We start from the raw sequence: 23,717 nt of genomic DNA on the forward strand, positions 1-23,717 counted from the left end.
TAATCTCCTTTTATCACGTTGATGAGAATGACGTTCACTCCTCTTCACGCAAAGCACTGTCGCTTACTGCACACGCTGCGCACACGGAGCCTTCTAACGTATTGATTTCTTTAGATTGTCGCTCCAGTCCATCATGGGGGCCACGGAAAATCTGTGCGCGGAATATTGCGCCTTCGCCTGCATCAAAATCCTTCCTGATGCACGCCTTGTAGCCTGCCTTCTTTCCTTTCTCAATTGGAAATGGCGGGACAACGCGGGCAGCCTGTTCGCCAGTCACCAGCAAAATGACCTTCAAAATCACACGCCACATTCAGGAGATGCCCATTTAGCCAAGACACCGTATCCCACCAGGGCACCATCGAGTAGAAGGCGGTCTCAATTCTTCAGCCCGGTTGGGCAGCCCTTTATCGCCTATCGCGATTGACCGTCAACAGATGCGGATCGCCATCTGGAAGTATGTCGCGAATATAGTCCCGTCAGCCACTTCGGACCCTCAAAGTGTCGCTTGACGTCTATGCCGCATCCTTCGATACCGGCGCAATATCACCAGGCCTCACGATGCTTGCCGACCTCCCCGCCACGCCGCTCTTCGTCAGCAGCGCCTCCCCGTGCGGTGCGAAAAGTGCCCTCACACGCTCTCTGGCGGAATCGACGTAGCTGAAGACAACCGGTACGATGAGGAGGCTCAATGCCGTCGACGTAAGCAGGCCGCCGATGACAGCCAGCGCCATTGACTGCCGGAATGACGCGTCGGCTCCAAATCCCGCCGCCATCGGCGCCATGCCGGCGATCATGGCGACCGTTGTCATGATGATCGGCCGGGCGCGCTTGTGGCAGGCCTCGATCAGGGCGTCGCGGGCAGGCAATCCGCCGTCCCGCATCCCGACAACGGCATACTCCACCAGCAGGATGGAATTCTTGGTCACGACACCGATCAGCATGATCATCCCGATGAGGGACGGCACGTCCAGTTGACTGCCGGAAAAAAGCAGGAAGGCGAGCGCGCCTCCGAGAGACAGAGGTATGGGCGAGAGGATGGTGATCGGCTGCAGGAAGTCCTTGAACAGGACAACCAGCACACCGTAGACGCAGAAGATGCCGGCCACTATCGCCGCGACAAATCCCGACTGAAGATCGCCGGCTACCTCCGCATCGCCCGCCTCGATGACGGAGACGCTCAAAGGCAAGGACGTGACTGACGGCAGCGCCATGACACGCGCCATTACCGCGCCGAACGAGGAACCGCTGAGATCGGCGCTGATCGAGATATATCTTTCCCGGTCAAACCGGTCGATCTGCGTCGGACCGCTTTCGATGGCAATACTGGCGATGCTGGACAGCGGCACCAGTCCCTTAGGTCCCCGGATGCGCATATTGCCGAAAGCCTGCAGGTTGGCCTGGACAGGCCCGGCGAGACGCACCCTCAGAAAGACCTGCCGGTTGTCGAGATTCAATCTGCCGACCACGCCGTCGAAGTCGCCGACGGTCGCCACCCGCATGCTATTGCCGATCTCTTCCGTCGCGATCCCGCGTTCTGCGGCCTTGACGGTGTCCGCCCGAATGACGATTTCGCCCCGCTCCAGGCTGGCGCTGGAGCTGATATTCGACAGACCGGCAAGAGCTTGCATTTCGCGCTCGATGGCGCGCGCGGACTTGCGCAACGCATCCGCGTCCTCGCTCGCCAGCTGCAATTCGACGCCCTGTCCCAGGCCACCGGATCCAACCGAAAATCTCGCACCAGGCACATCGCCCAATGCGTCGCGGATCAGGTCTTCGACAATCACTTGCCGGGGGCGAGCTTCCTCGCCAACAAGGGTCACCAGCAGTTCCGCCTTGTTGCCGGCATCGGCCCCTTCGCCACCGCTCCCCACGATGGCAAAGACATGCTCGATCTCGTTCACCGACTCCAGGACCTCGCGGATTTCCTCCGCCTTCTCTTTCGTGACGTCCAGCGCGGTGCCCGGTGCCATCTCGACATTGATCGTCGTGTAGCCGAGATCGTCCGCGGGGATGAGCCCGGACGGGATCAGGGGCACGAGGAGAACGGAAGCTGCGAAGAACATGGCCGCCGCGAAGATGGTCGAAGCCCGATGTGTCAGGCACCATTCGACCATGGCGAGGTACATACGCATCAGGAGTCCATCGCGCCGTATGAGTTCCGGACCTGGCTTCAGCAACCCCGCCGCCATCATGGGCGTGAGCGTTCTCGCCACCAGCAGGGAGCAAAGCACCGCGATGATCGCGGTCCATCCGAACTGCCTGAACAGCAATCCGGGCACGCCGGGCATGACGACAGTCGGAAGAAATGCACATACGAGGCAGAGCGTGGTCGCCACGACGACGAGCGCGATCTCGACGACGGCATCAGCGGTCGCCTGCTTCATCGGCTTGCCGGCAATCGCGTGCCGCTTGATATTCTCAATCTCGACGATGACGTCGTCGACGAGAACGCCGATGGTCACGGCGAAGGCGAGAAGAGTCAGTATGTTGAGCGAAAAGCCCAGCATGCTCATTCCGATGAACGCCGGAAGGATCGCGAGCGGCAGGGAAACCCCCGCAATGACGGTCGCCCGCAGGTCCCGCAGGAACAGCCACACGACGATCATTGCGAGTATGCCGCCCTCATACAGCATATGCATGGAGCCTTCATATTGTTTCCGCGTCTGATGGACCGAGTTGGACAGAAGCTCGAACTGAAGGTCGTGCCTGGCCGCGGCGAGAGTCGCGATTTTGGCCTCGACGGCACGCGCCACCTTCGTGACGTCGGCGCCTTTGGCGGGAAATACCTTGAAGCCTACGGCCGCCTGCCCGTCCAGGAGAGCCATTTCGCTGCGCTCCCGGACGCCGTCCCGCACCTTTCCGATCTCGCGAAGCTTTACATGGCTGCCGCTAGGCAGGGATATCGCGATGCCCTCCAGCGATTTGACGTCCGACACCAATGCCGAAACCCTTACCGGCTGATCTCCTTCCCCAAGCTTGCCGAGACCGCCTGAAAGCTGCTTCTGCATGGACTCGAGAGCGCGGGAGACGAGCATGGGCGTGACGCCGACCGCTGCCGCGGCTTCGGAATTGATCTCGACGGTGATCTCCCTGTCGGCACCACCGACCCTCAGGAAGCGGCCGACACCAGGCACTTTCGAGATCCTTCTCGCCACGACGTCGTCCAGGAACCAGGAGAGCGCCTCCTCGTCCATTTCCGCCGATTTCACGGCGTAAACCAGGATAGGGTCTCCGCCGATCTTGACGGCACTGATGGCGGGTTCCTCGAGGTCTTTCGGCAGCGTCGACCGGATGCCGTCGACCGCCTCCTTGACCTCCGACAGGGCCTCGGAGAGCGGCTTGCTCAAATCGAACAGAACGGTGATGGCGACCCGGCCCTCGGTGATTGTCGTCGTTATGTGGGCCAGACGATCGAGGGGAGCGATCGCGTTCTCCACCGGACGAGCCACTTCCGTTTCAAGCTGCGAGGCCGTGACGGAGGGCTGGGAAAGGTCCACAGTCACGGTGGGATATTCGATATCCGGCAAATCCTGAATGGGGAGCCGGTTGAAGCTCCACAGCCCGGATATCGTCAGGAGCGCGAACAGTACAATGACCGGAATCGGGTTCCGTATGGACCAGGTCGCGAAATTCACCGGCAGCCCTCACTCGCGCGGCAAGGTCTGCAGCACGCGCACGCGATCTCCATCGTTCAACAGCCCGGCGCCCTCGCCGACAATCGCGTCGTTCGCCGACAGGCCATCCATGATCTCGACCTGGTCGCCGGAATAGCGCCCCACGGCTACCGGAATCATCGAAACCACGGTCCCGCTTGCGGCTTCTCGAATCTTGGCGACGTAGTGTCTTCCATCTTTGACGATCAGGCTGGCGCTGGGCACAACGAGCGCCTCACGCACGCCAAGGTAGATCCGCCCGCCGGTAAACATCTCGGCGCGCGCCGTACCGCCATCGGCAAGATCGGCATAGATCAAGCCGCGGCGCGTCGCCTCGTCCAGAACGGGCGATATCTTCCGAACCATACCAACGGCAACCTGCCCGTCCGGCAAATCGACTTCCACCTTTTGTCCTGGCGCGATCCTGGCAAGGTCCGAAGCCGCAACCTCGCCGCGCCATTCGAGCCGACCCTTCCGTATGATGCGGAACAACTCGGTGCCGAGTTCGCTGACCTGACCCAGCATCGCGGAGCGCGAGACAACGACGCCCGCATCCGGCGCAACTACGGTAGCGTATTTGATTTCGAGGAGCTTCAGCTCAAGAAGCGCTTTCGCGCTTTTCGCTTCCGTCTCCGCATAAAGACGATCCTTCTCGCTGATGCTTCCCTTGGCGCTCAAGGCCGATGCACGCCTCAGATCGGCGGTGGCCCGCTCCAATTTGGCCTCGAGCTCCGCGCGCTGCGCCTCCAGGAACGCTCGATTGAGGACGGCGAGAACTTGCCCCTCCTGCACTACATCACCCACATCTGCGCGAAGCTCGACGATCTGAAAGCCGCCTATCTGGGCGTTGATGATAGCCTCCTGCCATGGCGAGACGATGCCGGAGGCGTCGATCGCATCCTGCCAATCCGTCAAGACGGGCTGGGCGGCAACGACCGCCATCGTGTTGCGCGCGGGCGCCATGCCGTCACCCGTCGTTTCCATGTCAGCCGATGCTATCCTTTGCAGCGCATACACGGCGATGCTGCCGAAGACGGCAAGCGACAGCACGCTGACGATGCACGGGCCAGGTCGCAAGCGGATCATATGCGCATCTCGGCAGCCGCGCCCGGCACTTGCGAATGCCTGGCTCCTCCTCGCAGTGCCGGCGTCAAAACTTGTACCCCAGAATGAACATCGCATAAGGCTGAAGGTTCTCCTGTGAGACCGGGCTGTCGGCCGCGTCGCCAACGAGATAGCCGACACCGGCGTCACCACGCGCCACCCAATGATCGTTGATGAAGTACATGCCCGAAATCTCAAGGTCGACCCGCTTGAACCCCGCTTCCGCATCGAACTCGCGCAGACCGGACTTGACGGATTGCTTGCCTGTCACCCCGAAATAGGTCTCCATGTAGTTGTCATCCGCCCAGGTGACCGACGATCCAATCGAGAACATGAAAGAGTCGAGCGGCATCTTCACGGCTGTCCCGAACTTGGCCAACAGACCGTCGCCGCCGCCAATGTTCTGATCCACAGAAAGATTGAATTCGAGCGGCATCAATTCATAGGTGAGCTCGACGCCCACAACGGCGCTGGCGTCGATATCGCCCAGCCCGTCAAGATGCTTGTCGTCATCGGAATCGCGCCCGAAATCCTGGCCCAGGTGCCCCTTTACCGACAAGCCTTCATATTGCCATGCGTTGACGGTCACCCCCATTGGACTGACGCTGACATACTCCCCGATCTGCGCGGAGATCATCGGAATGGGCACAGCCGTGAAATCCTTGGCACCTTCGAATTTGGGCTCGACTCGAATTCCGGCGCCAAGCATGACATTCCACTCAGCGGCCTGATGGGCGGCAATCTCCAGCCAGGAGCCTCCATCCGGGCCATCCTGGATGGGGTCACCAGCCTCTGCCGTTTCCAAGGGTGCGATCAGGGCGAGAAGGCCGGCGGCCAGCGCCAGGCAATGCGTTAGACGATAGTGATATGGCATTCTTTCAGTCCGTTTGAGTTCGTTTCGATGCGGTTCATTGCCGTCTTCGCATCGTTTTCGCTTCGCGAGGTTGCACCAACATTGCCGGCCACCGCGCAGCCGGGGATTATTTGCGTAATGTTGCTGCAATGTGGGGGGCGGCCCCTGGTCTGATGGACGTGCCGAAGGGATCGGCCAGATAGGCCTTCTCATCGTGCATCAACGCGCCGGGCGGCAAGGCAGCCCATAGCGGTCCCAGAGAGCGCCGCATGCGTTCCATATAGAAATCAGGCAGTTTCCGACTCTCGCCCGCGAAGAACCGGCGGATATCGGCATCCGTGTTCAGAAGGTGACGAACCTTGTCCTGAAATCGAACGCGCTTGGACGAGGTGGCGCGCACCAGATTGAAGATTTTTGTCACGACGCCCCTGTTGGCGGCGAAACGGCGCAGGATACGTGTGCCCGTCATCGCATGACGGGTCGTGTCGACAACCATGTCGTAGAACGGGGCCCATTCATAGTTGAGCGGCCGCACATTCATGGCGTGGTTTCCGTCAAGGAAGAGGAACGGGAACGGCAGCACCCGCCCTGCTCTTTGCAGCTCGAGATTGAGCGGCGCCGCCCTTCCATAGGCCGTGAGCAGCGAGAATGCGGGATACGCGCCGGGCGTCATCTCGAAAAAGCGCTTCGTCAGCTCGAAGGGTTCGCGTCCCGAATCGCTATCGAGGCCGAGCACGAAATTTGTCTGCACGAAGGGGATGTAGCGCAGGATCGTGTTGACGTGATCGGAGATCTGGCGGACCTTCTCCATCCCGACATGCCGGCCGGTCCTGGACTTGTTGCCGAGCTCGAACCAGGACTCGATGCCGGGCAGGATCCCGACGAAACCATTGGCCTTCAGCCGCTTGAGATGCGGCTCCGAAAGGAGCGATAGGCTGCTTTCGGCAACGAAGCGAATGTGGCCCGGCGACACCACATCCTCGATGGCCGACATGTAGTCGTCGAAGCGCACGCCGAAATTCGGATCGTGCCAGCCGACAACGGGACGCTTCAGCTTGCCGAGCAGGAAACGCAGATCGTCACGGATCTGTTCGAAGGCGAGCGGTTGGTAATCGACGACAGAATCGATGCAGAAGCTGCAGGTATAAGGGCACCCCATGCTGCCGATCATGGGAACGAACTTGAATGCCGGCGCTTTGGCAATCGTCTGCTCGATGAACTTCCAGCGCGACGCAACTCCGGGGAGGGCCGTCGGCTGCCGCGCCGCGCTCACGCAACGGCCGAGCGGCCGTTGCGGCGTCCGCTCACGCAGCACCTCGTCGATGATCGTCTTGTCGGTAAAGCCCAGAACATAATCGAAGTAGAGCGCTGCATCTTCGGGATAGCAGCGGGCATGCGGTCCCCCCATGACGGTGACGGCACCTCTTTGCCGATAGAGATTGCTGATGGCATAGGCGGTCTGTGCCGAGCGGCTGAACGCGCCGACGAACAGCACATCGGTGTCTTCCAGGAGTTCCCGGCTCAAATCCTCGAAGCCGGTGTAGCAGACATAACGAACAGTGTGACCGAGCTCCTGGCACCAGGCGGCGACGACCTGGGGCATGATGCTGGCGAGGTTGGCATTCATCAGCCGCGCGAACAGGCCTTTCGCCGGCCCCTTGTTGACAAGATCGAGAACGGTGATTTGCAGACGTTTCGCAGAAGCTCCGACACCTTGCGATGGAGGTCGCGAACTGGCTTGCGCGGAGAGATTCATCCGAGGCATGGCGTATTTGCGGGAAGCGCCTGCGTCACTCATTTCCGTCCGCCACTCTTTGCGAATGCCGCGCGGCGACTGGGATAAGAAGGAAGAACATGTTTTGAGGCGGACAAACCATTGCCGGGAGTGACCAATTCGCTTCGGTCCCGCAATCTTCCAGCCGGACATTGCGCCAACATGGCGTCCGGGCTCGAAATTGCCGATTTTCTCCGTAATGTTCCCGCAATGTTGAAGCCAAATAGCATTGGCTTGGATTCGGGACAGGTGCTTTGAATGCGACTTCTTCTCATCGAGGACGAACTGGATATGGCGAGCGCGCTCAGCGATGCGTTAGCCAAGCACAATATCGTCATCGATCACGTGACATCGATGGCGGATGCGCGAGAAGCCGCGGATATGCGCTCATACGACGCGATCCTCCTCGACAGGCAATTGACGGACGGAGAAGGCCTCAAGCTCATCCCCGAGCTCAGAGCCGGCAATATCGACTCGCCGATCATCGTGCTCACGGCCCACAATGATCATGAAGGCCGTATCCGGGGTCTCGATCTCGGCGCCGACGACTACATGGGAAAGCCGTTCGTCGTCGAGGAATTGATCGCGCGGCTTCGGGCGGTGCTTCGGCGCCCAACACTGCTGTCTTCCGATGTCATCTCCGTCGGCCGCCTCGCCTTCGACGCGTCGCATATGGAGCCGTCGCTCGATGGCAAGCCTCTGATTCTGCCGCGCCGCGAGCTCCTGGTGCTCGCCGCCTTGATGAAGCGGAACGGCCGGACCGTGACGCGCGAAGCCCTCGCTAACGCCGTGTACAGTTTCGATGTGGAAATCCAGTCGAACTCATTGGACGCGCATGTCTCGCGTCTTCGCAAGAAGCTGATGAACCTGAATGCCGGCGTCGCCATTCACACGATCAGGGGCATTGGCTATCTCTTGAAGGTGGCCGAATGACAAGCCGTAGCCTGCGGTGGAGGATCGTCTGGCCGCTGCTTGCCGTCCTCGCCTTGGTCATGATCGCGGTCACCGTGGGGCTGTGTCTCTATGTGATGACCGTGTTCACCAGCAGCCGTTCAGTGGACGAAACCATCCTGCCGCACATCGCGGATTCGATACAACAGGACAGCGCTGGGAGGCTCGTGATCTCGCCCACCCCGCAACTCGTGAGTATCCAGAAAGAAAGTCCAGGACTTTGGTTCATCGCGCTGGGTCAAGGCAGCCGCGAGGTTCGGTATGGGCAGGTCCCGGCCGATCTCGCGGCGATCGCGGCCCGGCTCGGCAGTATCCTGGATAGCGATATCCGCGCTGCGGAAGGTTCCCCACTGACGTCTCAAGTGGCGCGATGGCCTTCCCCGGTCGGCGAAGTGCGGATCATGTTCGGCGGCCGCATGCAAACGGAATCATTCGTGGCCGAAATCATGAGCAGGATGAGGATCATCTATGTGCCCTTCCTCGCCTTCACATTGATCGCCGCGTTCCTGGCGGTGCCGGTTCTGGTCAAGCGCGAGCTGGCAGGCTTGAGCCGCACGACGGATATCGCCGCCAGCATAGACATTGACCGACGCGGCCAGCGCCTCCCCCTGGAGGATGTGCCGGAGGAGATGCTTCCGCTCGTGACCGCCATCAATGCCGCCCTGGAGCGGCTGGATCACGGCTATACGCAGCAAAAGCGCTTCCTGGCCGACGCCGCGCACGAATTGCGGACACCCATCGCCATTCTTTATACGAATCTGGAAGCCATGCCGGATAGCCGGCAGCAGCGGAAGCTCCTGAATGACGTCGGGCGTCTCGCCAACACCGCTGAGCAGCTCCTTGACCTGCATCGGATAGACAACAACATGAAGAACATGCAGGAGGTCGACCTGGTTCAACTCTGCAAGTCTGTCGCCGGAGACCTCGCGCCCAACGCCATAGCCGCGGGATACGAGCTTTCTTTCGCGACCGACCGTGATCGAATGCCTGTTTGGGGAGATGCGGGCGCAATCGAGCGGGCGATCTCCAACCTGGTGAGGAACGCGATCGAGCACGGTGGCGGACAGGGATCAATTAAGGTTGCCGCCGTCCACCCGAAGATCATCGAGGTCAGTGACGAGGGACCGGGAATACCGGCCGACCAAAGGGAGGATGTCTTCGAGCCCTTCTACCGGGTCTCGCCAAAGCGCAGCGGCGCCGGTCTGGGACTGAACCTGGTGAAGCAGATCGTCGAGCGCCATGGCGGCCAGGTAAGCATTGTTCCGAGCGACCGCGGCGCCCATTTTCGCATCGTCCTTTGACAGCTGACGCAGGGCAGAAAGTGACACAGGTCGATCGAGTTGACGCATTAGCTCACGGGTGAATCTCACCGATCTTTCCGCAAAGCGCCCTCTCCTACTGCACACGCCGCGCACACAACGCCTTCCGACTTCTTGATTTCTTTGGATTGTCGTGCCTATCCATCATGGGGGCCACGGAAAATCTGTGCCCGGGAAGCGGCGTCTCTGCCTCCTTTTCAGTTCTTCCTGACATGCGAAACGTTTTAGCCTGCCTGCCCCTTCACTCTCAATTGGAAAACGCGGGAATTGGCGGGCGGCTGGTCTACAGCCTCAACAACTGTTTCTCCAATCCACAATGGGGCGACGCCGACGGTCGTTATGGACGGAAATGGAGCGATGCCGTCAGCCGCCTCATGCGGCGCCTGTCATTTCCGCACGCATCAGCCAGAAGTCTGCCGTCAGTTCGATTTCGCGCGCCAGCCCTTCTGAGAATTCGCGAAACGCCGCGAGATTGGCTCGTGGAACACCTATCAGGACGGGTACGGATAGCTCGATCGCCTTGGCCATCAGTCCCCTGAAACCGCCGCCTTCGGCCTCGGTCCTGCCGAATTTGCACAGGACCAGAAGGTCCGTTTGGCTGGACAGCCCAGCTGCGGCCGATTCGCAGGCGCGGAGCAGCAGGTCGGCATTCAGGACGCAACCACGAGCCTCAGGGCCGCGATCGTCCGATACTCGACCGAGTTGGCCAGTCGCGAGATCCTGCAAAAGAATGTCGTGTTTCAGGTGGCCAGGCTTCAGCCGGCGATGCTGAATGAGGCCGGCCAATCGCATGCCGCGCTCGATCATAAGCGCGGTGACTTCCTGCAGAAAGACCTCGAACTGCACACTGTCGGAATAGGCGATTGCAGTGATGGGACAGGTTCGATCAGCGAGCTGCATGGCCGATTTCCTGCGTGCCTGGATTCTGCGGCAGAGCTTTATCGAGAATGGCGTGCATGGCCGTGAGGCCCGGATCTTCCGCACGGTTCATGATGCCGATGAGCTGGGTCCAGAGATCGTCAGACGCGGTTTCCATAAAATGGCGCACGGCCGAGCCAACGATATCGGCTGGCAAGCGACCGGACTCCTCGGCAGCAGCGGCCAGACGCGTGAGCAAAACAGGCTCGTCGATAGCGGCGAGAAGGCCCATGGCGACCTTCGGATCATCAAGCGAAGCAATGAGGCTTCCGAGCATCGCGTGCCCTCACTGCACCAGCGGCGACGTGGAGCCGTCGATCGCAATTCCCCTGATATCCGCCCGGCCGATAAGCAGAGACAGATATTGCGCCGTCGCTTGCCGCTGCACGTGCTCGAGCAGATAGGAAGCGATGCGCTCCCGCACCGCCTCGAACGGCAGCTGGCGACCGTCGATGCGCCGGGTCAGGCGAATGAGATGGACGCCGTAGCGTGTTTCCACCGGGCCTGAGATTTCGCCAGAGGCGAGATCGACGAGCGCGGCTTCGAACTCAGCCGTCGTGTCGCCCGGCTCGATCTGGCCCAGGCTGCCGCCAAGGGATGCAGACAGGCAATCCGACCAATCCCGGGCCAATGAAGCGAAATGCTCCGGCGCCGTTGCCAGGATGGCTCCGAGCGCCGACGCCCGTTCGCGCGCCGCCGCGAAGGCAGTGTCATCATCGTGCCGCGCGGCGATCAGAATGTGATCGGCTTCATAAAGAGGTGGCGTCACGAAGCGGCGGAGATTGTTCCCATAAAAGCGGCGTAGCGCATCCTCGTCCGCCTCGGGAATGCGGACTTCGCGTTCGATGAGGCCGCGCATTTGTGCGTCCTCCGCCGTCTCGCGGCGCCCCTGCGCATCGACTTTCTGTTCGACGCAGATGTCAAGACGCCGCGCTTCCTGTCGGAGCACTTCCCGGATGACCAGCGCACGGGTCGCCGCCTGCCACCCCTCGCCGGGATTGCGGGCCGGAAAATTCTGCACCTCGGCGGCGACCGCCTTGCGCGATATCGTCACGCCATTGACCGTTACCGGCGGCATCGCCACACGTTCGCCCGAGGGCTTCGTGTCAAGGGTCGCGGGGCGATGTTCGTGCGGATGCTCAGAGGATGGTTTGCGCTTGGCGGCGTGGTTGATGATGAGCGCGGTCATGATCTACTCCGCAGGTTGGCGGACAGGCGCGCCGACGGCGGTCTGCGCCGGCGCATGGGGCCGGGCCGTCGGCACGGGTGTGGGTGATCGGCGCTCCGCAAAGCGGGTGCGCACGACCTGATAGCCGGGGCGGCCGAGATACCAGACCGGCGCACTCCAGACATGCACCAGCCTCGTGAACGGAAAGACCAGGAAGATGGTCATCCCCAGAAGAAGGTGGGCTTTGAAGATCGGATGCACATCAGAGACGTAACTTGCCGCTGAAGGCTGCAAGGTGAGAATGCCCTGTGCCCAGGTCATGAACTTCACCATCTCATGGCCGTCCATGTGCCCGAGCGAGACAAAGATGGTGGAGAGGCCAAGCGCAAGCTGCAGCCAGAGCAGCAACAGAATGGCGATGTCGCCGAAGCTGGACGTGCTGCGGATCCGGGCGTCGAACAGCCGGCGATGGGCAAGAAGGGCTATGCCGATGAAGCAGGCAATCCCGGCAATGCCCCCTACAACGATCGCGAGCCCCTGCTTGAAGCTGTGCGAAATACCGAGCGTGTCGAATATCCAGATCGGCGTCAGCAGGCCCACGAAGTGACCAGCGAAGATCGCGAGAATTCCCACATGGAAGAGATTGGAGCCCCAGCGGAGCTGGCGCCGGCGCAGCAGCTGCGAGGAGCCTGTCTTCCAGGTATACTGCTCACGGTCGAAGCGGATGAGGCTGCCGAGCAGAAACACCGTCAGGCAGAGATATGGGTACCAGCCGAAGAGTACGTAGTTGATCGCGTTGGACATTGCTTTCCCCCGCTAGGTCACGTTGTGCCGCACGTCGCGATTGGCGGCGCGCATCTGGATTCTCAGCCGGTCGACGGAGCATCCGTCGGTCGCATTTCCCGGGCCGAAGGTGACGGCGGTCTCCTCCCAGGCAGCATCGATGGTTGCCAGGTCATCCGGCTCGTCGCCGATTTCGATCGTCTCGTCGGCCAAGGCGACCTCGCCGGCAATCGAGAGTATGGCGGTGAAAACCGCGGCATAGCCTCCATTCCGCTTGGCCAGCCGCTCCTCGAGCAGCGCGAAAATATGAGCGGTCTCCCTGAGAGGACCCCGCGCCTCTTCAATCGGGCTGGTGGAGAGGAATTCCAGGAACAGCGGAATGAAATCCGGCAGTTCGCTGCTGGACAAGAGCATCCCGCTCTTCTGATAATGCTCGACCAGATCGACCATCGCCTGGCCGCGAACGCGGCTTTCACCGTGAATGTGCTCAAAGAGATGCAGCGAATGCCGGCGCGTCTTGTCGAACAGGTCGACATAGCGTTCCTGCAGATCATACAGATCGGCTGTGCCCAGGTCGGCAAGCAACGGCTTCAACCGCTTCGCTGCAGCTTGCGATACGAGCCCCTCGCCCGCGATCACCGCCGCGATTTCCGGAATTGCCATCGTGAGCTCCCTGGTCGGATAGGTAAGGAGCGCCGACAGCGCCTTGAAGGTTCTGTTCGAGAGCTGTCCGGCCATCATGCGATCTCCATGGGATTGGTCGGCCGCTTGACGGGCCTGGTTCCGAAGAGATTCGCCTCCGTGGAGCCGCCCGAGCAGCCATTTCCGAAGGAGAAGCCGCAGGAGCCGCGCATGTCCTGCGCATCTTCGCTCCATTCGCGGTGTGCGGTCGGAATGACAAAGCGATCTTCGTAATTCGCGATCGCCATCACCTTGTACATCTCGTCGATGGCGGCACCCGTCAGGCCGACCCGCGCGGCAATCGCTTCATCGAGGCGGCCGTCGATCGTCTTGGCCCGCATGTAGCTGCGCATCGCGAGCATGCGTTCGAGCGCCAGCGCCACCGGTTCTTCCTTCCCGGCGGTGAGGAGATTGGCGAGGTACTGGATCGGAATGCGCAGGCTGCGTACGTCCGGCATGTCGCCGTCGACACCCATCTTGCCGGCAGCCGCCGCCGACTGGATCGGGGAGAGCGGCGGCACGTACCAGACCATCGGCAGCGTCCGGTACTCCGGATGCAAGGGGAAGGCGATCTTCCATTCCATCGCCATCTTCCAGACCGGCGAGAGCTTGGCGGCCTCGAGCCAGCTGTCGGGGACACCGTCGGCGCGCGCCTGTGCGATGACGGCCGGATCGTTCGGGTCGAGGAAAACGTCGAGCTGGGCCTGATACAGATCCTTCTCGTCCGGCGTGCTTGCGGCGGCCTCGATGCGATCGGCGTCATACAGAATGACGCCGAGATAGCGGATGCGCCCGACGCAGGTTTCCGAACAGACCGTCGGCTGCCCCGCCTCGATGCGGGGGTAGCAGAAGATGCATTTCTCGGACTTGCCCGAAGACCAGTTATAATAGATTTTCTTGTAGGGACAGCCGGAAACGCACATGCGCCAGCCGCGACACTTGTCTTGGTCGATGAGGACGATGCCGTCTTCCTCGCGCTTGTAGATCGCGCCCGACGGGCAGACGGCGGCACAGGCCGGGTTGAGGCAATGCTCGCACAGCCGCGGCAGATACATCATGAAGGTGTTTTCGAACTGCCCGTAGATATCCTTCTGAACACCGTCGAAATTCACGTCCTTCGAGCGCTTCTCGAATTCGCCGCCGAGGATCTCCTCCCAGTTCGGACCCCACTCGATCTTTTCCATGCGCTCACCGGTGATGGCCGAGCGCGGGCGGGCCGTCGGGAAGGCCTTCGATTCCTTGGCTGTGTGAAGGTGCTGGTAGTCGAAGGTGAACGGCTCGTAATAGTCGTCGATCTCGGGCAGATCGGGATTGGCGAAGATATTGGCGAGGATGCGCCATTTCGCTCCCATCCGCGGCTCGATCCTGCCATTGGCCTTGCGCCGCCAGCCGCCGTTCCATTTCCTCTGGTTTTCCCATTCCTTGGGATATCCGACGCCGGGCTTGGTCTCGACATTGTTGAACCAGGCGTATTCGACACCTTCGCGATTGGTCCACACGTTCTTGCAGGTGACGGAACAGGTGTGGCACCCGATACATTTATCGAGATTCAGCACCATCGCGATCTGAGCACGGATTTTCATTCTGCGGCCTCCTTCGGCACGAGCGGTCCCTCGAGCCAATCGACATTGGCCATCTTGCGGACAACGATGAATTCATCGCGGTTGGAACCCACGGTTCCGTAGTAGTTGAAACCGTAGGACTGCTGGGCATAGCCGCCGATCATGTGGGTCGGCTTGAGAACCGTGCGTGTCACCGAGTTGTGGATGCCGCCCCGGTTGCCGGTCATCTCCGATCCCGGCGTGTTCACGATCTTCTCCTGGGCATGGTACATCAGCATCATGCCGTCCTTGACGCGCTGAGAGACGACGGCGCGGGCGGTCAGCGCGCCGTTCGCGTTGAAGACCTCGACCCAGTCGTTGTCGACGATCCCCGCTTTCCCCGCGTCGTTCTCAGATATCCACACCACCGGGCCGCCGCGATTGAGCGTCAGCATCAGGAGGTTGTCCGAATAGGTGGAATGGATGCCCCATTTCTGATGCGGCGTGATGAAATTGAGGACGATTTCCTTGTGTCCGTTCGGGCGCATGCCCTTGACGGCCGCGACCGTCTTGAGATCGACGGGCGGCTTCCAGGTGACGAAGCCCTCGCCGAAAGCCCGCATCCACAGATGATCCTGATAGAGCTGCTGGCGGCCGGTGAGAGTCCGCCAGGGGATCAGCTCGTGGACGTTGGTATAGCCGGCATTGTAGCAGACTTTCTCGCTTTCGATGCCGGACCAGGTCGGCGAGGAGATGATCTTGCGCGGCTGGGCCTGCACGTCGCGGAAGCGGATCTTCTCGTCTTCCTTCGGGATAGCGAGGTGAGCATGCTCACGCCCCGTAGCCTTGGACAGGGCCTCCCAGGCCTTGACCGCCACCTCGCCATTGGTTTCGGGCGCCAGCATGAGAATGACCTCTGTCGCATCGATGTCGCTCTCGATCTTCGCAAGGCCCTTGGCGGCGCCGGCCGTATGCACGCCATTCAAAACCGCGAGCGCATCGACCTCGTGCTCGGTGTTCCACGCTATGCCCTTGCCGCCATTGCCGACCGATTTCATGAGCGGCCCAAGAGCGGTGAAGCGCGCATGGAGGTTCGGATAGTCGCGTTTCACGACGGCGACCGCCGGCATGGTCACGCCGGGAAGCGGAGCGACCTCGTCACGCTTCCAGTCCTTCACGCCGAGAGCCTGCGCCAGCTCTCCCGCTGTGTCGTGCTGGATGGGGGTCAGGACGACATCCTCCTCGACGCCCAGGACTTCCGGCGCGACGTCGGAGAAGGCCTTGGCCAGGTTCCTGTAGATTTCCCAGTCCGAGCGCGCCTCCCAGGCCGGGTCCACCGCGGCCGAAAGCGGATGGATGAAAGGATGCATATCGGAGGTATTGAGGTCGTTCTTCTCGTACCAGGTGGCCGTTGGCAGGACGATGTCCGAATAGACGCAAGTCGTCGACATGCGGAAATCGAGCGTCACCAGGAGGTCAAGTTTTCCTTGCGGTGCCTTGTCGTGCCAGACAACTTCCTGATTGCGAACCCGGCCCTCGGCGCCAAGATCCTTGCCCATGACGCCGTGCGTGGTGCCGAGCAGGTGCTTGAGGAAATATTCATGGCCCTTGCCGGAGGAGCCGAGAAGGTTCGAGCGCCAGACGAACATGTTGCGCGGCCAGTTCGCGGGATCGTCCGGGTCATGGCAGGAAAGCTCAAGTTCTCCGCTCTTCAGCGCTTGGGCGACATAGTCCTTCGTTTCGAGGCCCGCAGCCTTGGCCCTGGCCGCGATTTCCAGCGGGTTCTGCTTCAGCTGGGGAGCGGAGGGCAGCCAGCCCATGCGTTCGGAGCGGACATTGTAGTCGATGAAGCTTTGTCCCCACTCGCCTTCCGGCGCGGTCGGCGAAAGGATCTCGGCCGCCGTGAGCGTCTCGTAGCGCCATTGATCGGTATGGGCATAGAAGAACGACGTCGAGTTCATTTGCCGGGGCGGGCGGCCCCAGTCGAGCGCGAAAGCGAGCGGTGTCCAACCGGTCTGCGGCCGCAGTTTTTCCTGTCCCACATAATGTGACCACCCGCCGCCGGACTGGCCTACGGCACCGCAGAACACCAGGAGGTTTATGACCCCGCGATAGTTCATGTCCATGTGATACCAATGGTTCATTCCCGCGCCGATGATGATCATCGAGCGGCCGTTGGTCTTCTCGGCGTTGGTGGCGAACTCGCGCGCCACCGTGATGATCGCCTCGCGTTTGACGCCGGTGATGCGCTCTGCCCATGCCGGGGTGAACGGGGTGTCATCGTCATAGGAAGTCGCGACATTCCTGCCGCCGAAGCCCCGGTCCAGGCCGTAATTGGCCATCATCAGATCATAGACGGTGGCGACCTTGGTGCTCGTGCCGTCGGCGCAATCAATAGTCCGGACGGGAATGTTGCGCGTCAGGATCTCGCCTTCGCCATGGTCGGTCGCGACAAAGTGCTCGGTTGCACGGCCGCCGAAATAGGGAAAATCCACTGCGGCGATTTCAGTATCTGCGCCCGCCAGCGTCAGCTTGAGGCGCGTGTCGGACCCTTTCCCGTCCTTTTCTTCGAGATTCCACTTCGCCTTTTCGCCCCAGCGGTAGCCAATCGATCCGACCGGCGCCACCAGCGCGTCCGTGGCTTCGTCGATCGCGACGGTCTTCCAGTCCGGGTTGTTCTTCTCCCCCAGCGCCCCCGGCAGTTCCGAGGCGCGCAGCAGCCGATCCGGGACAAACCGGCCATCCCTTTCCGTCAATCGCACGAGGAATGGCATGTCCGTGTATTTGCGCGTGTAGTCCTCAAAATAGGGAATGTTCCGGTCGAGATGGTACTCCCGCAGGATGACGTGACCCATGGCGAGAGCCAGCGCCGCATCCGTGCCTTGCTTCGGGTTGAGCCAGATGTCGCCAAACTTGGTGGCTTCGGCATAGTCCGGGCTGACGACCGCGCTCTTCGTGCCCTTGTAGCGGACCTCGGTATAGAAATGTGCATCGGGCGTCCGCGTCTGCGGCACATTGGAGCCCCAGACGATGATGAAGCCGGCATTGTACCAGTCGGCGCTTTCGGGGACGTCGGTCTGCTCGCCCCAGGTCTGGGGACTGGCCGGCGGCAGATCGCAATACCAGTCATAGAACGACATGCAAACGCCGCCCATCAGCGACAGGTAGCGCGAGCCAGCCGCATAGGAGACCATCGACATGGCCGGGATGGGCGAGAATCCGATGACGCGGTCGGGACCATGGGCTTTCACCGTATAGGCATTGGCCGCCGCGATAAGTTCGTTCGCCTCGTCCCAGGTGGCGCGCACGAAGCCGCCATGTCCGCGGATCGCGGTGTAGGATTTGCGCTTGTTCTCGTCGCTGACGATCGAGGACCAGGCCGCGACAGGCGGCATCGTGGCGCGCGCGGCGCGCCACAGTTTCAGCAGACGTCCCCGGATCATCGGGTATTTCACCCGCGCGCCGGAATAGAGGTACCAGCTATAGGAGGCGCCGCGTGCACAGCCGCGGGGCTCGTGATTGGGGAGATCGGGCCGTGTGCGCGGATAGTCGGTCTGCTGTGTCTCCCAGGTGACGATGCCGCCCTTGACATAGATTTTCCATGAGCAGGAGCCGGTGCAGTTCACGCCATGCGTGGAGCGCACGATCTTGTCGTGCTGCCAGCGCTTGCGATAGGCGTCCTCCCAGGAGCGATCCTCGTTGGTGACGATGCCGTGCCCATCGGAGAACTCGTCCACGGTCTTGCGGAAGAAGGTAAGCCGGTCAAGAAAATGTGACATTGCTGTCCCCTGGTTACTCGGCCGCGGCCGGATGGACGGAACCGCCGCGCCTGGCGCGTTCGATGTCGTGGAGAAGCGCGCCCTTGCGGGCGTAGACGGCCCAGGTGATCGCCAGGCAGCTCACATAGAAGAGAAGGAAGCCCCAGAGAGCGGCCTCCGGCCCGCCGGTGAGGGCGATCGAGGTGCCGTAGCCCTTCGGGATGAAGAAGGCGCCGAAGGCGGCAATCGCCGAGGTGAAGCCGGTGATGGCGGCGGCTTCCTTTTCGGCCTGCCGGCGGCGTGCCTCCGTATCGGCCGTGGGCATCAGGCGGCCGACCTCCTTCGCCATGATCACCGGGATCATCTGGAAGGTGGAGGCATTGCCGACGCCGGTGGCGAAGAACAGCACGAGGAACGCCGCGAAGAACCCAAAGAAGGCGCCGGGCTGATCCTTGATGCCGATGAACCACAGAACCCCCGCAACACCCACCATCATCAGGGCGAAGACCCAGAGGGTGACGCGCGCGCCGCCATATTTGTCAGCGAGCCAGCCGGTACCCGAGCGTGACAAGGCGCCGACAAGCGGACCGAGGAAAGCGAATTGAAGAACATTCACCTCCGGGAAGAGCATCTTCGAAAGGAGTGGAAAGCCCGCCGAATAGCCGATGAAAGATCCGAAGGTGCCGGTATAGAGCCAGCACATGATCCAGTTGTGCTTGCGCTGGAAGATGACGGCCTGCTCGGCGAACGAGGCCTTGGCCGAGGCGATGTCGTTCATGCCGAACCACGCCGCGAAGGCGGAGATGGCAATGAACGGCACGAAGACGAAGCCGGCATTCTGCAGCCAGAGGGGAGCATCGCCTGCCGATCCCTTGACCATTGCCGGATCGCCGCCGAGCCAGCCGAAGATCCCGGTGGTTATCGCGAGCGGCACAACGAACTGGACAACGCTGACCCCGAGATTGCCGAGCCCGGCATTGAGTGCCAGCGCATTGCCCTTTTCCGCCTTCGGGAAGAAGAAGGATATGTTGGCCATCGAGGACGCGAAGTTGCCGCCGCCAAAGCCGCAGAGCAGCGCCAATATCAGCAGGACGATATAGGGCATATCCGGATTCTGCACCGCATAGCCGATGCCGACGGCCGGAATGATGAGCGACCACGTCGTGAGGGTCGTCCACAGCCTGCCGCCGAAGACCGGCACCATGAATGAATAGAAGATCCGCAGCGTGGCGCCTGACAGGCCCGGAAGAGCCGCGAGCCAGAAGAGCTGATCGGTCGTGAAGGTGAAACCGACGAGCGGGAGCTTGGCGACGACGACGGACCACACTTGCCAGACGGCGAAGGAGAGCAGCAGCGCCGGTATCGAGAGCCAGAGATTGCGCCGGGCGATCCGACGCCCTTTCTCCGCCCAGAAAACCGGATCCTCCGGACGCCAGTCCGTCAGAGCACCGCCCGGCCGGCCGCCCAGCGCCGGCTTGGGCATGCCCTGCATCTCCGGGAAGGGCGGGAGCTTGGTCAGGGCTTCGCCGGTAGCTCCGCGCTCCATCTGGCGGATAGCAGCGTGCATCCACAAGAGCGCGCCTGAGACGAGGACAAACAGCGCCATGAAGCAGCTCGTCCACAGGCCGGTCAGGTCAAGCAGCACGCCGAACAGGATCGGCAGCAGAAAGCCGCCCAGGCCGCCGATCATGCCGACAAGGCCGCCGACGGAGCCGACATGGTCGGGATAGTAGGCCGGGATGTGCTTGTAGACGGCAGCCTTGCCCAGCGCCATGAAGAAACCGAGCACGAAGATCGTGATGATGAAGCCGGTGAGGCCCATCTCGAGATGAAAGGAGGTTGGACCCTTGATGCCGTGGACAACGTAGTCGGTCGGGGGGTAGGACAGGATGAAGGTGGCCACGACCGAGACGAGGAACGTCCAGTAAAGCACGCGCCGTGCTCCAAAGCTGTCGGAGAGATGTCCGCCATAGGCACGGAAGATGCTCGCCGGCACCGAAAAGAAGGCGGCGATCATGCCGGCCGTCTTGATGTCGAGGCCATAGACGTTGATGAGATATTGCGGCAGCCACAGCGCCACCGCGACAAAGGCCCCGAAGACGAAGAAATAATAGAGCGAGAAGCGCCAGATCTGCACGTTCTTCAGGGGCTCGAGTTCGAGCCAGGCGCTTTTCGGCTTCTTGCCGGACCGCCTGCGCTCCGTGATGACCGGGTCATCGGCCGTCGTGAACCAGAAAACGACAGCCATAAGGACGAGGCCCACCGCCCAGACCTGCGCCACCGTTTGCCAGCCGAAAGCGACGAGCACGAATGGGGCAAGAAATTTGGTGACGGCGGCGCCGACATTGCCCGCACCGAAGATACCAAGAGCCGTGCCCTGCTTATCCGCCGGATACCAGCGCGAGACATAGGCGACCCCGACCGCGAAGGACCCGCCGGCGATACCGACGCCAAGGGCGGCCGCGAGCATTTGCGGATAGGTATGGGCATAGGACAGCAGGAAGGTCGCAACCGCCGCAGCCAGCATGTTCGCCGTGAAGACGGCACGGCCGCCATAGCGGTCCGTCCAGATGCCCAGCGCAACCCTTATCAGGGACCCGGTGAGGATCGGCGTGCCGACGAGCAGGCCGAACTGCGTTTCGTTGAGACCGAGCTCCTGGCGGATGCTGATGCCGATGATGGAGAAGATGGTCCAGACCGCGAAGCAAACTGTGAACGCCGTCGTGCTCGCGCTTAGGATCACTCCAGGCTTCGGGTGAACGATCGTTTGCATTGGTCGACAGCCTTTTTCGACGACACATGTCAAGGAGCGCGCTCATGCCCGCCCGAGGCCAAATTGGCCGAAGCGGGTGCCTCCTGGCTTTGATCTAAGTCAAGGAGCGGCGTGATATTTGTCCTATATGGGTCCAGCTACTGTCGCAGGAGGCATGTCATTGGACGCACTGACACATGCGGAAATGACGCCGGAAGATTTGCCCTTCTTCCGAGCGCTCTCCGAGTCCAGACGAATGGACTTGCTGCGAAATGCTGTGGTGCACGGAGTAGGCTCCGGCACTGTTTTGTTCGAGCAGGGCGACGCGCCTACCTTCCAGCTCGTGGTGCTGTCAGGGTCGGCCCAATTGTTCGGACGATCCACCGAAGGCCGTGAGGTTTTGATCGAGACCGTTCGCGCCCCGGACTTTATAATTCCGGCCGCTGTCGTAACCGGTGCGCCCTACCTCATGCGCGCCCGAGTGCCGGAACCCTCGCGCTTTCTGCTGATTCACGCAGCGGCGTTTCGCGCGGCGATCGACGCCGATCCTGTCTTGGCGCATGCGGTAATCGGAAGTCTCGCGCAGCAATTCCGGCGCATGGTACGACAGATCAAGAACCTGAAGCTAAGATCATCAACTCAGCGCGTCGGGTGTTATGTCCTGGCCTTGTCGAAGCGCCAGGGAACGCCCGACCGGGTGATCCTACCATATGAGAAGAATCTCATCGCATCCGAACTTGGCATCACCCGGGAATCGTTTTCGCGCGCGCTTTCGAAGTTGGAGAGTTCCGGCATCGAGGTAGACGGCCAGACCATCGCAATCCGCGACCGCGAGCGGCTCGCTGCTCAATGCATGCCCGATCCACTTATCGACGGACCGGATGCCGATGGCCCTGCTGAGGTTTCAGCGAAGATGAGCTGAATTTCACGCGATGCGCTGCACTTCCCATGTGGCTTGGGTCAAGCCGCAATGATGCCCTGCGGGAGATCAGGGCTGGCGCGATTTGAGCCGGACGATGATGTCGAACCGGCAGATTCCCATTTCCGGCGGCGGGTCCGGCAACCCTTCGATGGTTAAATCACCACACGGGATGTCGGACAACCGGCCTTCGTGCTCGACATAGTAGTGAAAGTGGTTGGACGTGTTCGTGTCGAAATAGGTGCGATTGCCTTCGATCGCCACTTCACGCAGAAGGCCCGCGCCGGTGAACTGGTTGAGCGTATTGTAGACGGTGGCGAGCGACACCGGCACCCGCGCGGCGACCGCTTCGGCATACAGCTCCTCTGCGGTGACATGGCGATGGCCGGAAGCGAAAAGAAGCCGGGCAAGCGCCCGGCGCTGGCGGGTCGGGCGCAGATCGGCCGCGCGCAATTTGCTGTCGATCGTTTCCATGCTTGCCGGCATCCCTTCCCTTCTCAATTGAGCGAAAAGCCTTGCGGACCGAAAACCAGCCGATGGCCGCCGACCAATGAGACCTTCAGAACAGGCTTGCTGTCGACATATCCCTGGACAGGCGGCCCTGCGACAAGCGGATGCCGTGTCAGAATCTCCTGCCAGATCGTCGGAAAATCGGCACCTTCCCGCCATGCGACGGTGCATTCGTCGAGGAGATCATGTACAGTCTCGCTAGGTGCCTGTGCCATCCAATCCCCCACAAAGCCTCAGCATTTCCGTCGAGCGTCCGTTCGACATTGATCCAGATCAAATGATCTGCGGCTCCTGGGTAGGGGCCGGCCCGGCCGGCCGCCTTGATCCAGATCAATGCACAATCCGAAACATCCCCTCAGGTTGCTCTATTCTGATGGGAGATCGATCTATGAGTGAAACCGCCTATCTGATCCTGGTGATCGCCGCCTTCCTGGCCTTTGCCGTAACATTGGCAGCCGCCAGCCGGGCGAATCGAGGCTGAGCCCAAGGCCTGGTGCAGTACCCTGCAGAGGCGGCAAGGCCGCGATATTCAGCCTCCCGCTGCACTTGAGAAGGAGATGGGTTTTCACATCCCGGTCGCAATCTCCCTTTGCGCCTCTCTGATGGCGCGAGCCGCCTCGGCTGCCGCGGCACCGATCTCATCAAACATCAATGCCAGCTCTTCGAAGATGGTCCGGTCGCATTCGTGTTCCGATATCTCATCAAGATCAGCGAGATAGGGTAGCCGGCCCGAGATCCAATCCCTTTGGCGGCGGGCATTGCACAAGCTCTCGCGCAGACGCTCCCGGCATTGAATATCCGAGAAACGATTCAGCGCGACATCGAGAGTTGCCCGGCACTGGCAGTCCAACTGGGCAGATGTGAGGATGCGACGCATCTGGTGAACCAAATCGAGAGATGCGGGTGTGGGCATGCGGATCACTCCTGTCGTGCAGCGCCATCCGGCGGCACTGGTTCTCGAGCCCACCATACCGGGATATGGCTGGGCCCTATTTGTCGCAGAACAAACTCACAAAGGCCAAAAAACAGGGGC

General features: G+C 61.4%; 19 protein-coding genes. 3 read left to right on the forward strand and 16 right to left on the reverse strand.

Annotated elements, in window-relative coordinates; all coding sequences use genetic code 11:
* Window positions 1–34 precede the first annotated feature (34 nt).
* The 5 genes from DT068_RS28060 to DT068_RS15390 form a co-directional block, all read right to left on the reverse strand.
* A complete protein-coding gene (locus DT068_RS28060) occupies window positions 35–310 on the reverse strand; it encodes a hypothetical protein (protein WP_162914216.1) in 276 nt (91 codons plus the stop codon).
* A 202-nt stretch (window positions 311–512) separates the two neighbouring features.
* The gene (locus tag DT068_RS15375) at window positions 513–3,635 is read right to left on the reverse strand and encodes an efflux RND transporter permease subunit (RefSeq protein WP_119390751.1); all 3,123 of its coding nucleotides are present in this window, start codon (window positions 3,633–3,635) and stop codon (window positions 513–515) included.
* Window positions 3,636–3,644: 9 nt separating this feature from the next.
* Window positions 3,645–4,739, reverse strand: a complete 1,095-nt coding sequence (locus DT068_RS15380) for an efflux RND transporter periplasmic adaptor subunit (protein ID WP_162914217.1) — start codon at window positions 4,737–4,739, stop codon at window positions 3,645–3,647.
* Window positions 4,740–4,803: 64 nt separating this feature from the next.
* Window positions 4,804–5,631, reverse strand: coding sequence for a MipA/OmpV family protein (locus tag DT068_RS15385; RefSeq protein WP_368904748.1), 828 nt, complete (start codon window positions 5,629–5,631; stop codon window positions 4,804–4,806).
* A gap of 106 nt (window positions 5,632–5,737) precedes the next feature.
* On the reverse strand, window positions 5,738–7,537 hold the full coding sequence (locus DT068_RS15390) for a B12-binding domain-containing radical SAM protein (RefSeq protein WP_368904749.1): 1,800 nt from the start codon (window positions 7,535–7,537) through the stop codon (window positions 5,738–5,740).
* Between the two features lie 105 nt (window positions 7,538–7,642).
* On the opposite strand from DT068_RS15390, the gene DT068_RS15395 reads away from it, so the two are divergent.
* Window positions 7,643–8,317, forward strand: a complete 675-nt coding sequence (locus DT068_RS15395; protein WP_119390753.1) for a response regulator transcription factor — start codon at window positions 7,643–7,645, stop codon at window positions 8,315–8,317.
* Window positions 8,314–9,636, forward strand: coding sequence for a sensor histidine kinase (locus tag DT068_RS15400; protein WP_119390754.1), 1,323 nt, complete (start codon window positions 8,314–8,316; stop codon window positions 9,634–9,636). The genes DT068_RS15395 and DT068_RS15400 overlap by 4 nt, the downstream gene beginning before the upstream one ends.
* A 390-nt stretch (window positions 9,637–10,026) precedes the next feature.
* On the opposite strand, the gene DT068_RS15405 is transcribed toward DT068_RS15400, so the two are convergent.
* From DT068_RS15405 to DT068_RS15440, 8 genes are read right to left on the reverse strand one after another with little or no spacing between them, the layout of a single operon-like run.
* Entirely contained in the window at window positions 10,027–10,554 is a 528-nt protein-coding gene (locus tag DT068_RS15405; RefSeq protein WP_119390755.1) for a DUF2478 domain-containing protein, read from the reverse strand.
* Window positions 10,541–10,849, reverse strand: coding sequence for a hypothetical protein (locus DT068_RS15410; RefSeq protein WP_119390756.1), 309 nt, complete (start codon window positions 10,847–10,849; stop codon window positions 10,541–10,543). The genes DT068_RS15405 and DT068_RS15410 overlap by 14 nt, the downstream gene beginning before the upstream one ends.
* A 9-nt stretch (window positions 10,850–10,858) precedes the next feature.
* Window positions 10,859–11,761, reverse strand: a complete 903-nt coding sequence (locus DT068_RS15415; RefSeq protein WP_119390757.1) for a peptidylprolyl isomerase — start codon at window positions 11,759–11,761, stop codon at window positions 10,859–10,861.
* Between the two features lie 3 nt (window positions 11,762–11,764).
* Window positions 11,765–12,544, reverse strand: coding sequence for a respiratory nitrate reductase subunit gamma (gene narI / locus DT068_RS15420; protein WP_119390758.1), 780 nt, complete (start codon window positions 12,542–12,544; stop codon window positions 11,765–11,767).
* A gap of 12 nt (window positions 12,545–12,556) precedes the next feature.
* Window positions 12,557–13,264 (reverse strand): nitrate reductase molybdenum cofactor assembly chaperone, encoded by a 708-nt coding sequence (gene narJ, locus DT068_RS15425; protein WP_368904750.1) that lies wholly within the window; start codon window positions 13,262–13,264, stop codon window positions 12,557–12,559.
* A complete protein-coding gene (gene narH / locus DT068_RS15430) occupies window positions 13,261–14,787 on the reverse strand; it encodes a nitrate reductase subunit beta (RefSeq protein ID WP_119390760.1) in 1,527 nt (508 codons plus the stop codon). The genes narJ and narH overlap by 4 nt, the downstream gene beginning before the upstream one ends.
* Window positions 14,784–18,524, reverse strand: coding sequence for a nitrate reductase subunit alpha (locus DT068_RS15435; RefSeq protein ID WP_119390761.1), 3,741 nt, complete (start codon window positions 18,522–18,524; stop codon window positions 14,784–14,786). The genes narH and DT068_RS15435 overlap by 4 nt, the downstream gene beginning before the upstream one ends.
* Window positions 18,525–18,537: 13 nt before the next feature.
* On the reverse strand, window positions 18,538–21,276 hold the full coding sequence (locus DT068_RS15440; protein WP_119390762.1) for a nitrate/nitrite transporter: 2,739 nt from the start codon (window positions 21,274–21,276) through the stop codon (window positions 18,538–18,540).
* Between the two features lie 160 nt (window positions 21,277–21,436).
* Here DT068_RS15440 and DT068_RS15445 point away from each other — a divergent pair, with 160 nt between their 5' ends.
* On the forward strand, window positions 21,437–22,177 hold the full coding sequence (locus DT068_RS15445) for a helix-turn-helix domain-containing protein (protein WP_368904752.1): 741 nt from the start codon (window positions 21,437–21,439) through the stop codon (window positions 22,175–22,177).
* 66 nt (window positions 22,178–22,243) lie between these two features.
* Here DT068_RS15445 and irrA read toward each other — a convergent pair whose 3' ends face one another.
* From irrA to DT068_RS15460, 3 genes are all read right to left on the reverse strand, one after another.
* Entirely contained in the window at window positions 22,244–22,648 is a 405-nt protein-coding gene (gene irrA / locus DT068_RS15450) for an iron response transcriptional regulator IrrA (RefSeq protein ID WP_368904753.1), read from the reverse strand.
* A 23-nt stretch (window positions 22,649–22,671) separates the two neighbouring features.
* The gene (locus DT068_RS15455; RefSeq protein WP_119390764.1) at window positions 22,672–22,899 is read right to left on the reverse strand and encodes a hypothetical protein; all 228 of its coding nucleotides are present in this window, start codon (window positions 22,897–22,899) and stop codon (window positions 22,672–22,674) included.
* Between the two features lie 350 nt (window positions 22,900–23,249).
* Window positions 23,250–23,597, reverse strand: a complete 348-nt coding sequence (locus DT068_RS15460) for a hypothetical protein (RefSeq protein WP_119390765.1) — start codon at window positions 23,595–23,597, stop codon at window positions 23,250–23,252.
* Window positions 23,598–23,717: the final 120 nt, after the last annotated feature.

It is taken from the genome of Taklimakanibacter lacteus, assembly GCA_003576695.1.
GTDB classification, from domain to species: Bacteria; Pseudomonadota; Alphaproteobacteria; order Rhizobiales; family Aestuariivirgaceae; genus Taklimakanibacter; species Taklimakanibacter lacteus.